Here is a 15,212-nt window from a genome sequence, read left to right as displayed (position 1 = left end):
CATCAGTAAATAAGATTAATACCTAACGCATAGCGAGCGCCTGCATCTTGCACTAACAACAGATGATTACTAAAGCGACCGCGCTTATGCACAGTTTCATTAGTGATATTAATGCCTTCAAAAAATAACGATAAATGTGGGCTTAACTGGTAAGACGCACTCACATCCCACTGTTCATAAGGACTAACAAAGGTAGGTTCCGTGCTTTGTGTTTGGTTTAATGATTGCAAGAAACCGTCGCGGTGGTTCCACGCCAATCGCCACTGCAATGCGTCTCTCTCGTAAAACAGCACCATATTTTTTGCCCCTGACAAACCAGTGAGGGCAAAGGTAGATTGCACGTTAGCTGTATCTAGCTCGGCGTTACTATCTACAAAACTCGCGTTAGCTTGAATACCCCAACCTGACTCACCAAACAAATGTTGCACGGCTATTTCAACGCCTTCAACGGTGGCCGAGCGTCCATTGCTAGGCGATATTACTGAAAACTGCGCTAATTCATCTTGATCATCTGGCGCGTTGGTATCGCTTCCGGTACTTGGGTCGGTGACACCATTAAACGAAAGCGTATTGCTTTGGCTAACAATAAAGTTATCTACGGTTTTTCGAAAATAACTCGCTGATAAATAGCTGTTGTCTTGATAATAATGCTCAATAGCCAAATCAATGTTTTGGGCTTCGAAAGGTTTCAATTGCGCGTTACCAATACGAGCACGTAAATCGCCGCCTTGGCGGGTAGTGGTATAAGTAACGCCTGGCGACATCTGCTCTAGTGTTGGTCGAGTAATACTGTGACTATAGGCAACGCGAAATACCCACTGATCAAGCCAATTCGCTTTAACACTGAAACTAGGAAGGAAATTACTGTAGCTTGATGCTTCTTCAATGCCGACAGAGGCACCAAATTCTTGCCCCAGCTCGGTTTGATCAAGTATCACTAATGCGGAAAGTTGCTCATCGACGCCAGTCACATTTACATCAGTATATTCAGCGCGAATGCCAGCATGTATATCAACAAACCACGGCGCGAAATCTTTCTCTATAGCGGCTTGTGCAAAGGCAGCATACACGGTTTCTTTCACTGCAAATGAGCTACCCCGCGTTTCTGGCGCCAAACTCACATTACCTGCTTGTTCCAAAAAGCGAAACAACGTATCGCCGTCGTGGCGCAACCACTGATTTGGTATATGCTCGTGTCCGCTAATAGTACTTAAAAAGTCGTCACCCGCGTCGAATACCGATTGAAAATTATCCGGAATATCAGGAGAGTCGAAATACCCACAAAAAGTGCAGTGTCTGGCATCCGCTTCATTATCACGTCGCTCGTTAGCTTTTTCTCGCTGCGTTACCGCCGCGCCCATATCAAGCTTACTAAACCACTGCTGCTCACCTAGCACACTGATATTGACCTTTGCTTGGCCAATGTCATCATCGATGCTCCACCCTCGTCTCAACATAACATGTGCGCGACCATTAGATGCATCAAGATAAGGTCCCACGCCTACGGGCTCTCCGAGCGCGTTAGCTTGCCCTGGATTAGCAGCTTCAAAACCAAAAATTGCGGGTAACACCGTATTTCGCCTATGATCAAACGAAGAGCGATTTAAATATCCAATGAGTGAAAGTGCATTACCTTCGCCATTGTTGTCATTTACTGATGCAGATGAGTATGAAACATCCGCGTCCATAATAATATTGGGCGCTACAATCCAGTTGGCATCTAAACCATAACTATGAAGTGATGAAGAGCGGTTAAAGGTTCTAGCATGAAAGTCAGTGGCATGACCGCTATTTTGAGAAAACGCTACGGCCGTACCATTTGTGTCTAATGCCACATCCTCTAAATTGCTTGACGTAAACCAATGGCCCATAGAGGTTGCCGATGTTTCTACATCGAACGTTGACCCTAAATAATCCGCTGACAGTTCAAACGTATTGTTTGGGCGATATTGAACAACCAATGTCCCACCTGTGCGTGTACGCTCGTCAAACCTCACTCGTTGATCATAATTTCTTGGCACGTAAAGCGTGTTTGCACTTGCTGATAGTTCAACTTCTGGAATATTAGTATTTACCAACCACCCGTCAATTTGCGCCTCATCAAGACGTGCTTCTCGCTGGTATTGGTTGAATGATGCTAATACACCAAGCGTATTGTTCAAGTAGGTATTACTGAACAACGCCGTTGTCGAAGGGGCATAGGCCTTGGAATTGGTGTCGTACTGCATTTTGACACTACCGGCAGCGCGCACCCCCTTAAAAGTCAACGGCTTGGCAGTTTGTATATCAATGGTAGAGCCTATACCACCCGACTGCATTGCCGCCTGATTTTGTTTGTATACGGTAACGCTACTTACAATTTCAGAGGCTAGGGTGTCAAAGCTAAACTCGCGGCCCAGCTTATCACTGGCCATAGGTCTACCATTAAGCAAAACACGATTAAACTCTGGACCAAAACCGCGTACCGTGACCAACTGACCTTCACCCTCCGCGCGGTCGATAGAAACGCCCGATACTCGCTGTAGCGCTTCTGCAAGGTTTTGGTCGGGGAACTTGCCCATATCAACGGCACCAATCGTATCAATAATGACGCTGGTATTTCGCTTAATACCAACCGATTGCGCCACCTTCGCACGAAGCCCTCTGACTTCGATAAACTCAATGCGATAATTGCCCTGCTCATCAGGTACGGTTACTAAGCTCTCATCTTGCGCTGTGAGTGAACTAAATAGTCGCGAAATGACATGCTCAGCGCGCGACTTATTACGCGTAGATTCAATTTTTATACGACTCTTATCAACAATATTCGCTTGCAAGTGCGTATTTGCCAAAAGCATTGCTATTGCTTCTTGCGGCGTATAGTTACCACTCACTTCATTTGCAAAAGTATGCCGTACTTCGTTGTATGGAAAGACAACTGTCAGCCCGGCTTGATTAGCAAATGCAATGAGTGCCTCGTCGGCACTTTGGGCGGGAATCGAAAATGCGACCACCGTGTGAACTGCTGGCTTTTCTGTGGCATCGGTGCTTTTGTCAGTACTTTGGCGTAAATACTGGGTATCAGACTGCTCGTGGGGTAAAACAGATTGCGCACATACGGGCAAGCACAGCCCACCCGCTACCATGCTTGCCGCTAGTGACACAGTGCACGGTGTAAATGGTAGCAAAGCTAGTGTTGAGCGGTGACGTATTCCCAAAGGCATTATCTTATTATTTTCATTAGCTTTTTTATTGCAACTATCGAATAGTAGCTAGAGCCTGTTTATCTTTGTTCATAATTTATGCACGAGTCATTTTTCAGTCAGACAATTGCAAATGTACGTGGTTTGGTGGCCCCAAATAAGTACATTTATGTGCAGTATGCTTAAAAAATGGCCATACCCCTGTGGGGGGTGGGGCCAAAATTGACTGCTTTGTTGTTTTAAACTAGCGGCGCATTATATACAACCTATTAACAAATTTAATTTCTCATTGATGTTTTTCATTGCTTATTGAAAAAACATTGGGGGAAAATGACCGCGCACTCGTCTGTATAAATAACAACGATAAAAAATAACAATATGCCCATAGAAACAGCCATACATAATGCCTATATGTCGGCCCGTGGTTCGATGGCTAAAATGCTATCGCGACTTGTGCCGCCTAAAGAAGTGGATGATATTCTCCAGGATACTTACGTGCGTTTATGTCAGGCGAAATCAACAGAGCATATTAAAGAGCCCAAATCATTTTTGTTTAAAACAGCGAAAAATCTGGCGTACGACCATTTAAAGCGCGCCGATACGCGTATGGTCGACGACAGTGTTGAAGTGGCACAAGCGCTTGAAAGCGCGATAAGTGGTATTGACGATGAAACGTTCAACAACAATGCTACCCAACAAGAATTTAAGCTATTTTGTGATGCAGTGCGCGCGCTCCCTAAACAATGTAGGCGCGCATTTGTATTAAAGAAAGTGTATGGCTACTCTCTTAAAGAGATTGCCCAAGAGTTAGAGATAAGCGAAAAGACCGTGGAAAAACATATTGCCGAAGGTATAAAACGATGCACCTTGTTTATGCGCCGGCAAGGTAGCGAAAGCAGCCCGCAATCACGGCCAAGCGCTTATATAAGCAGTGGGCATTCATACAGTGAGCGGGTAAAGAGAGACGCACATGACTAATTCACCAAATCAGTCGCCAGACAACGTAGTACCTTTAAAAAGCGACGATCACGTGCTGGATGAAGCAAGCATGTGGTTAGTTAAACTAGAAAGTGGACTCGACGCTGAACAAACAAATACACTTAAAGAGTGGTTAGCTATACCTTTGCACCGCGACACCTTTTTAGAAATGGTGGCACTGTGGGACAAAATGTCGGTACTTAGTGAGTTGGCGGATATCGTACCTCACGCGCCTGAGTCTAGCGATAAGACTACGATGCACTTGGCTAATTTGCGCTGGAAGCGTCCGGTAGCAATAGCCGCGTCTTTACTGTTAGTAGGTGTGTTGAGTTTCCAAGGTTTTCATTTTTTCTCATCACAACCGCAAAGTAACGAGGTTGCTCAAGTGGCGCGTTATTCATTACAAGCATCTACTAAGCCCGGTGAGCACAAAAGCATTAGTTTAGAAGATGGCAGTACACTGTGGCTCAACACCAATTCGCAGGTCAATATTGCGTTTACTGAGACGTCTCGCACCATTGAACTACTGCGAGGTGAACTTCATATAGAAGTGGCCAAAGATAAAAAGCGCCCGCTTAATGTGCTGGCGGCAGGTAAAGCAATTCAAGCCATTGGGACCGCGTTTAACGTGCAATATCATCGCGGCGACCTAGAACTTGTTGTCACTGAGGGTGTCGTAGAGGTAGCCAGCTATACGTTTACTCAAACCGACGCCAATAGACTTTTGGCCCCTGTGATCAAATCCACAAACAACGCTATGACCTTGGTTGAAGGTCAAAAGTCAGTGCTTTCTTTACCAAATAGCACCGTGGAGCCCATCTCACTACAAGATATTGCCAATGACTTAAGTTGGCGAGAAGGCAAAATAATATTTCGCGGTGAAACGCTCATAAACGTTATTGAAGAGGTAAGCCGCTACACTGACAAGACCGTAGTACTAGGTGATACCAAATTAGCCAATCTACAAGTTGCAGGCCTATTCAACACGAACGATGTTGATGCGTTAATTGCTACGCTGGCAGACAATTTACAAATTTCGACAGACTATACTGACGATACCATCGTGCTTCGCTCACGCATGCAGTAACACGCAAAAGCGAAGCATCTCTCGCCCTTTAAGTACTAAGCCCTTACAATAACGTTTCACTGAAACAGAATTGATATTAAGGGCAGTATTTTTATGCTTCTTCGCACTATCAGACAAAATACTCAACACAATAAAACCTTGTTGATGACGTTTGTTGCACTACTTTATGGCATAACTTCAGCACCAGCCTATGCCATTGAAGCAGGGCAATACTACTATTTCATCTCTGACAAATGCGAAGCAAAAGGCCCTCAAACACCGGAAGAACGAGGCGCTGCAACACCTGATGTGATGCTTTTTGAAGTGCTTCCCGCTGGTATTAGCGACTACTATGTAAACATGAACACAAAAGCCTTAATTAACTATACTGATGAAGGCCAAGAGTACCTTTCGAGTTTAGAATCTGAGCAGGCGTACACCGCAGGTAAAACAGTAAACAAGGAAGACAGTCACGCCAAAGACAGCAGTATTATTCATCACGATTTTATGTTGCAACGGGAAGCTATTGATTTAAAAAGCCTCATTGAAACACTGAATGGTTTTTCACAGTTACAAACCGACAAAGGTTACTACTTTAAGAAGCTCGTCAGCCTGCAGGACCCAAATACGCGGTTCAAAGCAATAACACGAGTTCGGCTAACCGACAATGGAATCGACAACAGAATGCAGCTAACCGACTATTCAAGCAGCTATTACCCGCTGGACGACAAAGGCAAAGCTTCAGACACGCCATTTATTAGTGTTGATCATAACAAGGCGCTACGGAGCACAATTCACGACTTCAACAGCCCTTATAATATATACACCAAACACAGTGTGTGCGGTGAGAAGTGGGTACCTTAACCTAATGCTTTAACCGTTTCGATACAGGGTTTTAATAAGGTGAAAGCCGAAACGGGTTTTAACAGGCCCGTGTATTTTTAACACTTCTTTTTTGAAGACCACATCGTCGAAGGCTTTAACCATTTGTCCGCGGCGAAATTCACCTAAATCACCACCGCGCTTACCAGACGGGCAAGTAGAATGACGCTTGGCTAATGTAGCAAAATCTTTACCCTTTTTAAGCTGTTCTAAAATAGATAACGCTTCTTTTTCTGTTTTCACCAAAATATGAAGGGCTGCTGCGGTTGCCATGATTGTGCCTATGAATTAAACAAGAATACATGATTATACCGCAGTCGCCGCAAAGGGTTAAGGAAGAAGGGGCAATATGCGCTCAGCCACAAGCTGCTGTGTAATATCGTCCCTTTCGTGAGCCGTCACCACCACAACCAAATCAAAGTCTTTAATGACTAAAATATACATACCGCCGCCACCTTGGGCTGAGAACATGAAGTGTTTTTTACCATCAAGTTCAACGTCGGCTCCCCACCAAAAATAGCCATATCCCTGATGAGAAACGCGTTCACCACCACCAAAAATATCATCATCACCGGTTATCACCTGCCTTTGAGTGGCTTGTGCTAAGTAACCTTTATGAATGAGCTGCTCACCTCGCCACTGTCCACCATTACTTGCTAGCAGCCCCATTTTCATCATATCTCTTGAAGTGACACTAACTTTCCAACCCGATTCAGGAAGACCGCTCGGTGCTGTGCGCCATGCATAATTGGTAATACCCAGCTTGCCAAAAAGCTCTTTATCGATAAACTCACGGGCAGTGCCGGGCACAACGGCGTCTATAACTTGCATGATAAATCGCGGCCCAGTGCCGTACTTGAACGTCTGCGATTCGGTTGTGATGGGCGCCGTATCTTCTAAAACCGCCTGAATTTCACCTTGCCCATTTATGCGCTCAAGGTCGGCATTTATGGCTTCCCAACCTTCGTCACTAATTTTTACTCCCGTGGTCATGGTAAGTGCATGGTGCAGAGTGATTTTATCTGCGCCTTCGACAAGCTTGCTGCGATCAATATTGTCTAAAAAGCTAATAACAGGCTTATGAAGATCATCCATAGTGAGATACCCCAGCTGTATTGCTCGGCCCAATACTAACGAGGTATAGCTTTTAGTGGCAGATGACTGCGGATGCGATAAGTCGACGCGACCACGCTTAAAATAGGACTCAAATAGCAGCTTGCCATCTTGTGCAATTAGCATACTGTCATAATTTCCATGCTGTCCCGTTGCCATCTCTTTGGCCAGCGCAATTATCGACTCCTCGCTTATGCCCGCACTTTTAATCGAGCCAACCGGAATACCGTCATTCAAGACTGTTGGCGACGTATCAATATAAGGCGTTGTTAGCTCAGAAATATCCATAAAGCGCTTTTCTATTTCTGGCATTCGCCAATGCACTATTTGCGCCTCTTCTTTTGATGCTGTTGGCAGTGTTTGAGACTGTGCTTGTAATGTGGTCTCGGCCAAAGCACTTTGTAAACTACCGATAGAAAATGTAATAGCAATTGTCGCTACCGCCTTTGCCATCTGCTTCATTACTGTTTGATTTACATTAGTCTGATTGTTATTAGTTCGCTTCATCTTAGTTCCTTGCTTTGTTATCGCCATCGAATAATGATGTTTGGAAACCTAGCAACTCACCTAAATTAAGCATGAAAAACGTGCTGATTTTTTGCTGATTTTTGCGTAATCAAGACAACACTTATTCTTATCAAAAGCCTATAGTGGTAGTGTATTACTACTAGCATTTGCACCAAAAACGAGGGTGCTTTGTTTTCTGACTGTTTAGAGACCTTATGACCGAACAATATTGGATTGGCGGCTTTTTTGTTGACGTTTCACGCAACCAAATAGTACATAACAAACAAGCGCAAACTCTTCCCCCTAAAGCATTGGCGGTATTGACCTATTTGGCTTCCCGACAAGGCGAAGTTATTAGCCAAGATGAATTACTAGATAATGTGTGGGCAGGTACAATAGTCTCCCCCAATTCGTTACAACGCTGTATTGCACAGTTGAGAAAGGCATTTGGCGATGATGGCAAAGCACAAAGTTTTATTAAAACCCACGCCAAAAAAGGTTACAGCTTAGAGTGTGACATCCGTTGGGAACGCGTCTCAACACATCCTCCCTCAGCACAACCTAGAGTTCTTACTAGCGACGCCAATAGGGATATCACAGAAAAATCAGAAACATTGCAGCACGACACTCTTACGTCTGAGCCATCTGAGCAGCTATCTGAGCCGCCAACTAAGTCGACTAAATCATCATCAAAACAGCGCTATGCATTGCTTATTTTCGCGGTTGCGCTTCTTGTCATCGGCACTATTGCTGCTTTTACGGCTTCATCGCCCGTAACCGATGTTATGAGAATAAAAGATATTCGTTTACTGACTTCAACAGACAACAGAGAGCTGGCCAGTGCGTACTCTCCTGACGGCCAATATATTGTGTTTCAGCGGTTTCCTGACGTAATGTGCAAAAGTCAGTTATGGGCAAAGCACATTGGTACACAGCAGGAATTCCAGCTTACCGAAGAGCTTGGCTCATACGGCAGTTTGGCATTTTCACAAAACGGTTCAGCACTTGCGTTTGTGAAAGAGAGCCGTTGCACTACCCCTGTTGAACAGAAAACCTGCTTTCAATTACAACAAATAGATTTTGAGCAAGCGTTGCTATCGCCACAAACGCCGCAAACCTTGATGGAATGCAAACATACAGAAATAAAAAGCCCTATTTGGACTAGCAACAATGACATTGCCCTTCTGCAAAAAGAACAAGGACGATGGAAGCTTATTAGCTACGCCATTAACGACAGCAAAAGTACGCCACTTTATGCACTGGATAATGGCAGTGTGGTGTCTTTTGATTACTCACACCACAACCAGATAATGGCACTCACCACTTTGCATGAATCTGGTGTGCTTCATATTGAAAAGCTTGATGCGGCAGGTAAATTACTTTCTAGCGTACCCATTAACTATGAGGACGCTATTCCCAAGTACGACGTGATATACCCCAATTTTTCCCCTGTAGATAACCACCTTATTTTCAGTACGGGTAAGCAGCTTTTCACGGTAACATTCGATGGCAGCATTCACCCTGTTAGCATGCCCTTAACCGACGCAATTGGTACCCCTTTATTTCATCCGCAGGGTAAAAAAATGTTAGCCATTAAGGGATATTACGACAGTGATATTGCCACCATACCGCTGGCACAATTCAACTCGTTGTTTACCGACTTGAATACGCAATTGAATACTGAATCGAATGTTGAATTAATTGATACAAACAGCACAAATAGCGAAACTAATCGGGACATTCACTTTTACACCACCATTCGTTCGCCACTTGAAGAGAACCGCGCAAAGTTTCAACCTACGGGGCATTTAGTTGCGTACTCATCAGAAGGAGATGGTACGTCTCAGGTATGGACAGCGTCAGTTGCAAATACTGTAGTGCAGCTAAGCAGCAACACAAAACAGCTTAGCCACTTCGCTACGAATACACAGGTGATGGACGTGTTATGGGCGCAAGACGGCAATAGCGTATTGGTAAACGCATCATCACAGCTTACGCGTATACATTTAGATGGCAGAGAAAACCCCATTGCTTTTAATTACCCTATAAACAGCTTATTTCATTGGGACGGCCAGCAAACCGCTATAGCCAATATTTCTCACCAAGGTGTAAGCAAGCTGGTTGAAATTAACCTAGAAAGTGGTGATTTCTCAATACTGTCGACTAAATCTATTAACTGGGCAGATAAAACCGACAATGGCACCCTAGTATATACCGACACAGTAGGGCGTATTTGGCAGTCTGGAAATATTGAGCATGAGGTGATCCCCGCTCTCATTAATCAAGGTAGTGATAGGCATTTTGTTATTCACCACAACGTGATTTACGGTATCAACGATAGTTATCAGCTGTGGAAATATGACATGAACAGTACCGCTTTTACTATTCTTGGACAACTACCCGATACGGTGGACTATATTACTGATATTAACGATGAGATTATTTTAATCACACTGCGAGTAGCAGCCCGTAAAAACGTAGTTGAACTGACCATTGAATAGCTAGTACGTAGATAACCTTAAATACAACGGGCTATTTCAAGTGGCTCTGTTTCAAGAAGCACTATTTCAAGGCGCACCAATTCAAAGTGCGCTTTAATTCATTTGAAAACGCATTTCAGATAAAAATCATCATTAAATCAGCACCACTTCAAACTTTCTCGTAACAGTTCAGTACATTATGTGACATTGCATTAGCGATGTTTAACCACACGTTTTCAAGGAACTTTTATGCTGTTACGTTTACTTCTACTGTTAATTGTTTTGCTGATTGAAGCGCAAAGCGCAGAGGCCACCCCAAATCCTGTCGAAATACCAAGAACACAGGTTATACCGCTTGAAAATAGTGTTACAGGGGGGCTTTACGAACTATATGTAAAGCTGCCAGAGGGATACATTTTTGAAAGCAGCGATTCTGAAAATTCTGCTTCTAAAGACAATACCTCTCATGCGCATCAACCAGCCTTAAAGCACTACCCAGTTATTTACACCACAGATGCCGATTGGCATATGGATTTACTATCGGGCACCACCGAATTTTTGCTACCAGAGGTTATTATTGTAGGTATTTCCTGGCAGCGTAATATGCCAAGTAATGTTGACTACGGTGATAGTCGAGCCTATGCCAGCCGCTTTAGAGATTACTCCTTTACTTCACACAGTAAACCTGATGTTCAAGAGAAATATCAATTTGGAAAAGCGGAGGCGTTCCTACGCTTTATTCAACAAGATGTAATGCCAAAAGTTGAAAAGCAGTACCGTGTAGCACCAAACGCAAATGCTTATTTGGGTTATTCAATGGGCGCAGGCTTTGGCGCATATGTTTTACTTGAAGCGCCGAACACGTTTACGCATTACCTATTGGGCAGCCCATCACTCAGTGAAAATAGCTTAGTTGCGCTAAAAGAGCTAACAGCCAAACCAGTAAAGCAACAAGTAGAAAATGCCAATGTTTTTGTGTCTATCGGCGAGTTAGAAACATCTAGAATGGAAGTAACCCAAGCGTTTGTTGCTTTGCTAAAACAAAGCCAGAACAACATGACAATAAATGGCTTAAACGTAATTAGCGACAGCGACCATACCAGTGCTGTACCCGAAACCTTTACATCAAGCATTCGCTGGTTAAAGCAGATGACCGATAAATAAACCAAGGCTCGATTTTGTATTGGATATCTACTTGTTATAAGGTTATCAGAAGCACTGGCAGACACGGACTACGACTATGAGCTTGATTGAAGCTCTTCCAAGTGATTATGGACATATAATTACCTACGCCTTAGTTTTTACAACTATATCGTTCTTAATACACGCACTTTTAAAGTCTCGCGAACTAAAGTTAGAGCTCAACAAAATCAAATCTCACCTTCAAGACTCAGAGCAGAAAAACGTAGCGCTATTAGATAAGTACCAACCTATAAGTTCTATTGAGGACCGTGTGAAGGAACTGAACGCCGAGTCAGATGCAATTACATCAAACATACAGACGCTTCGGGCATCTTATGCGGCTAAACGAAAGCTATTTGACGAACTTGAAAGAGAGTTGGCTGTATTCGATGAAAAAATTGAGCTATCCACATTGGGGTACTATGAACCTCACTTCGATTTTGGAACTTCAGACAGATTCAAAGCTGAGATTACTGCTGTGCGAGAGCAGCAGAAAGATATGCTGAAAGCCAAACAAGCGGCCGTTTGTCATACTGAGTGGAAAGTTAACAACAGTGCCAGAGAAGGCCAGACGATGACAAACAGAGCACTCAAACTAACACTAAGAGCTTTCAACAACGAATGTGACGCAGCAGTATCAAACGTGAGATGGAATAATATCCGCAGAATGGAAGAGCGCTTAACTAAAGCCAGAGAAGCCATCGACAAACTCAACAAGTCTAACAATATTCAGATAACAGAACCCTATTTCCAACTCAAGTTGCAAGAACTAAGACTCACTTATGAATATGCTGAGAAGCTCAGACAAGAGAAGGAAGACCGAGCAGAAGCTAAGCGCCAACTCAGAGAAGAACAACAGTTAATAAAGGAACAAGAGGCAGCGGCAAGAGAACAGCATAAATACGAAGAGCTTGTTGCTAAGGCCAATGAAAGAGCCAATAAAGCTACTGGTGACGAGCTGAAGCGCTTAAAGTCTGAACTTGAAGAACTTGAGGCACAACTGAACGAGGCCAGAGCAAAATCAGAACGGGCTCTATCGATGGCACAACAAACCAAATCTGGTTACGTCTATATCATAAGTAACATCGGTTCATTTGGTGATGGGGTATTTAAAATCGGTATGACTAGAAGACTGGAGCCCCTAGACCGTGTGCGTGAGCTTGGGGATGCCAGTGTGCCATTCACATTTGACGTCCATGCTCTTATTTATTCTGAGGATGCGCCTGCACTTGAAGCTGAACTGCATCGTCATTTCAATGAACATCGACTCAATCTAGTAAACAACCGTAAAGAGTTTTTCAGAGTAGATTTAGATGAACTGAGGGCCAAACTTGAAGAGTTAAAGCCTGATGTAGATTTTCTGACTGATGCTGAAGCTCAGGACTATCATCAAAGCCTTCTGATATCGAAAGAAGCACAAACCTATCATGAATCGAAAGTAGAGCGCTTACCAGACGAGATATAAGGTTCAAATGAAAAAGGCGCTGAGTGTTAACCCAACGCCTTTCTTTTGGCTTCTTTTCTGTCCTACATCACTGCTACATTTGTGTCTACTTTAATGTATACACTACATATAAGCCATTGATTTACAAGGACTAGGCGAGAGCAGCTTTGATTACATCATGCCGCCCATGCCACCCATGCCGCCCATATCAGGCATTGCAGGTGCATCTTCTTTAGGTAGTTCAGCTACCATTGCTTCAGTTGTGATCATTAGTGAAGCAATTGATGCCGCGAACTGAAGTGCAGAACGTGTCACTTTAGTTGGGTCAAGAATACCCATCTCTAGCATGTCGCCGTAAGTGTCGTTACCAGCGTTGTAACCGTAGTTACCTTCGCCGTTTTTCACTTCGTTAACTACAACTGATGCTTCTGCACCTGAGTTGATAGAGATTTGACGTAGAGGCGCTTCCATTGCACGTAGTGCAAGCTTAATACCTACTGTTTGGTCTTCGTTGTCGCCAGTTAGGTCAGCAAGTTTCGCTGCTGCACGAACTAGTGCTACACCACCACCTGGTACTACACCTTCTTCAACCGCTGCGCGAGTTGCGTGTAGTGCATCTTCTACGCGGTCTTTCTTCTCTTTCATTTCAACTTCAGTAGCTGCACCAACTTTGATTACTGCAACACCGCCTGAAAGCTTAGCTAGACGCTCTTGAAGCTTTTCTTTGTCGTAGTCAGACGTAGATTCTTCAATTTGACCTTTGATTTGTGCACAACGGCCTTCAATCGCTTCTTGGTCACCGTTACCGTCAACAACTGTTGTGTTGTCTTTGTTGATAACTACGCGCTTAGCTGTACCTAGGTCTTCTAGTTGAACTTTTTCAAGGTCAAGACCAATCTCTTCAGAGATTACCGTACCACCAGTTAGAATAGCGATGTCTTGTAGCATTGCTTTACGACGATCGCCGAAACCAGGTGCTTTAACCGCTGCAACTTTAACAATACCGCGCATGTTGTTAACTACTAGTGTAGCAAGCGCTTCGCCTTCAACATCTTCAGCGATGATCATTAGCGGTTTACCAGCTTTCGCTACGCCTTCAAGGGTAGGAAGTAGTTCGCGGATGTTAGAAATTTTCTTATCAACCAATAGGATGAACGGGTTGTCTAGTTCAACTGTACCGTTTTCTTGGTTGTTGATGAAGTAAGGTGATAGGTAACCACGGTCGAACTGCATACCTTCAACAACGTCTAGTTCGTTTTGAAGTGCTTGACCTTCTTCTACAGTGATAACACCTTCTTTACCTACTTTTTCCATTGCTTGAGCAATGATGTCGCCCACTTCTGCATCTGAGTTTGCAGAAATAGTACCTACTTGTGCAATTGACTTGCTGTCAGCACAATCAGTAGAAAGCGCTTTAAGTTCTTCAACCGCTGCTACTACCGCTTTGTCGATACCGCGCTTAAGATCCATTGGGTTCATACCCGCTGCAACGCTCTTAAGACCTTCAGTTACGATAGCTTGCGCTAGTACAGTTGCAGTAGTAGTACCGTCACCTGCCTCGTCGTTCGCTTTAGATGCAACTTCTTTTACCATTTGTGCGCCCATGTTCTCGAACTTGTCTTCAAGTTCGATCTCTTTCGCTACAGACACACCATCTTTAGTGATAGTAGGTGCACCGAAAGACTTGTCTAGAACAACGTTACGGCCTTTTGGACCTAGTGTTACTTTAACTGCGTTAGCTAGTGTATTTACGCCTTTCAGCATTTTGCTGCGTGCGTCATCACCAAAACGTACTTCTTTAGCTGCCATGATTAAATTCCTCTCTAATTCTGTTTAACGTTAGTTGTTATTACTCAACAATCGCTAGAATGTCGCTTTCGCTTAGGATTAGTACTTCTTCACCATCCAGCTTTTCTGTTTTAACGCCGTAACCGTCGTTGAAAATAACGGTGTCGCCAACTTTAACGTCAAGCGCTTTCACTTCGCCGTTCTCAAGAATGCGACCATTGCCTACTGCAATAACTTCACCGCGTGTAGATTTTTCTGCTGCTGAACCAGTCAGAACGATACCGCCTGCAGATTTGCTTTCTTGCTCTGCGCGCTTAAGAATTACGCGGTCGTGTAAAGGACGAATTGCCATTTTCAAGTCTCCTGAAAATTTCACTATTCAAGTTTATGTGTTTACCAACATCCAGATTGTCTGAATGTTGTGTGCCTGGGTTGCCCATTGCTGGGCAGTTAAAATCGTTTCTGCACGGATAGATGGGGTAGTACCCAGACAACTTCAAGGGTTTTTGAGCAAAAAAATGTAAAAAAAACTGATTTTTTTACTAATTCGCTATTTTTCTGTGATTGAAAAGACAAAAGAGGCGCCACAC

11 protein-coding genes are annotated in these 15,212 nt (G+C 43.8%); 6 read left to right on the top strand and 5 right to left on the bottom strand.

Translation table 11 applies throughout. The annotated features are described in order from the left end of the window. Positions 1 to 2: 2 nt before the first annotated feature. The gene (locus EYR97_RS14650) at positions 3 to 3,197 is read right to left on the bottom strand and encodes a TonB-dependent receptor (RefSeq protein ID WP_404840971.1); all 3,195 of its coding nucleotides are present in this window, start codon (positions 3,195 to 3,197) and stop codon (positions 3 to 5) included. Between the two features lie 363 nt (positions 3,198 to 3,560). On the opposite strand from EYR97_RS14650, the gene EYR97_RS14645 reads away from it, so the two are divergent. From EYR97_RS14645 to EYR97_RS14635, 3 genes are all read left to right on the top strand, one after another. Continuing rightward, a complete protein-coding gene (locus tag EYR97_RS14645; RefSeq protein ID WP_131094408.1) occupies positions 3,561 to 4,160 on the top strand; it encodes a sigma-70 family RNA polymerase sigma factor in 600 nt (199 codons plus the stop codon). Then, positions 4,153 to 5,247 (top strand): FecR domain-containing protein, encoded by a 1,095-nt coding sequence (locus tag EYR97_RS14640; protein WP_131094407.1) that lies wholly within the window; start codon positions 4,153 to 4,155, stop codon positions 5,245 to 5,247. The genes EYR97_RS14645 and EYR97_RS14640 overlap by 8 nt, the downstream gene beginning before the upstream one ends. A 93-nt stretch (positions 5,248 to 5,340) precedes the next feature. After that, on the top strand, positions 5,341 to 6,090 hold the full coding sequence (locus tag EYR97_RS14635) for a hypothetical protein (protein ID WP_131094406.1): 750 nt from the start codon (positions 5,341 to 5,343) through the stop codon (positions 6,088 to 6,090). A gap of 9 nt (positions 6,091 to 6,099) precedes the next feature. Here EYR97_RS14635 and ppiC read toward each other — a convergent pair whose 3' ends face one another. Then, a complete protein-coding gene (ppiC, locus tag EYR97_RS14630; RefSeq protein WP_131094405.1) occupies positions 6,100 to 6,381 on the bottom strand; it encodes a peptidylprolyl isomerase PpiC in 282 nt (93 codons plus the stop codon). A 57-nt stretch (positions 6,382 to 6,438) separates the two neighbouring features. Continuing rightward, positions 6,439 to 7,728, bottom strand: a complete 1,290-nt coding sequence (locus EYR97_RS14625; protein WP_242635036.1) for a serine hydrolase — start codon at positions 7,726 to 7,728, stop codon at positions 6,439 to 6,441. A gap of 215 nt (positions 7,729 to 7,943) precedes the next feature. Between EYR97_RS14625 and EYR97_RS14620 the strand changes: the two genes are divergently transcribed. The 3 genes from EYR97_RS14620 to EYR97_RS14610 all read left to right on the top strand — a co-directional run bounded on the left by EYR97_RS14620 (position 7,944) and on the right by EYR97_RS14610 (position 12,855). Beyond that, positions 7,944 to 10,229, top strand: coding sequence for a winged helix-turn-helix domain-containing protein (locus EYR97_RS14620; protein WP_131094404.1), 2,286 nt, complete (start codon positions 7,944 to 7,946; stop codon positions 10,227 to 10,229). Positions 10,230 to 10,457: 228 nt separating this feature from the next. Next, positions 10,458 to 11,372: an alpha/beta hydrolase gene (locus EYR97_RS14615; RefSeq protein WP_131094403.1), complete on the top strand. Its 915-nt coding sequence runs from the start codon at positions 10,458 to 10,460 to the stop codon at positions 11,370 to 11,372. Positions 11,373 to 11,448: 76 nt separating this feature from the next. Beyond that, positions 11,449 to 12,855, top strand: coding sequence for a DUF4041 domain-containing protein (locus EYR97_RS14610; protein ID WP_131094402.1), 1,407 nt, complete (start codon positions 11,449 to 11,451; stop codon positions 12,853 to 12,855). Between the two features lie 150 nt (positions 12,856 to 13,005). On the opposite strand, the gene groL is transcribed toward EYR97_RS14610, so the two are convergent. Then, on the bottom strand, positions 13,006 to 14,643 hold the full coding sequence (groL, locus tag EYR97_RS14605) for a chaperonin GroEL (RefSeq protein ID WP_131094401.1): 1,638 nt from the start codon (positions 14,641 to 14,643) through the stop codon (positions 13,006 to 13,008). Positions 14,644 to 14,683: 40 nt separating this feature from the next. Further along, positions 14,684 to 14,974, bottom strand: coding sequence for a co-chaperone GroES (locus EYR97_RS14600; protein WP_012520088.1), 291 nt, complete (start codon positions 14,972 to 14,974; stop codon positions 14,684 to 14,686). Positions 14,975 to 15,212: the final 238 nt, after the last annotated feature.

The organism is Alteromonas sp. KUL42 (genome assembly GCF_006538325.1).
Taxonomy (GTDB): domain Bacteria; phylum Pseudomonadota; class Gammaproteobacteria; order Enterobacterales; family Alteromonadaceae; genus Alteromonas.
The sequence above is the reverse complement of the archived record's forward strand: the minus strand, read 5'-3'. Positions and strand labels throughout refer to the sequence as shown.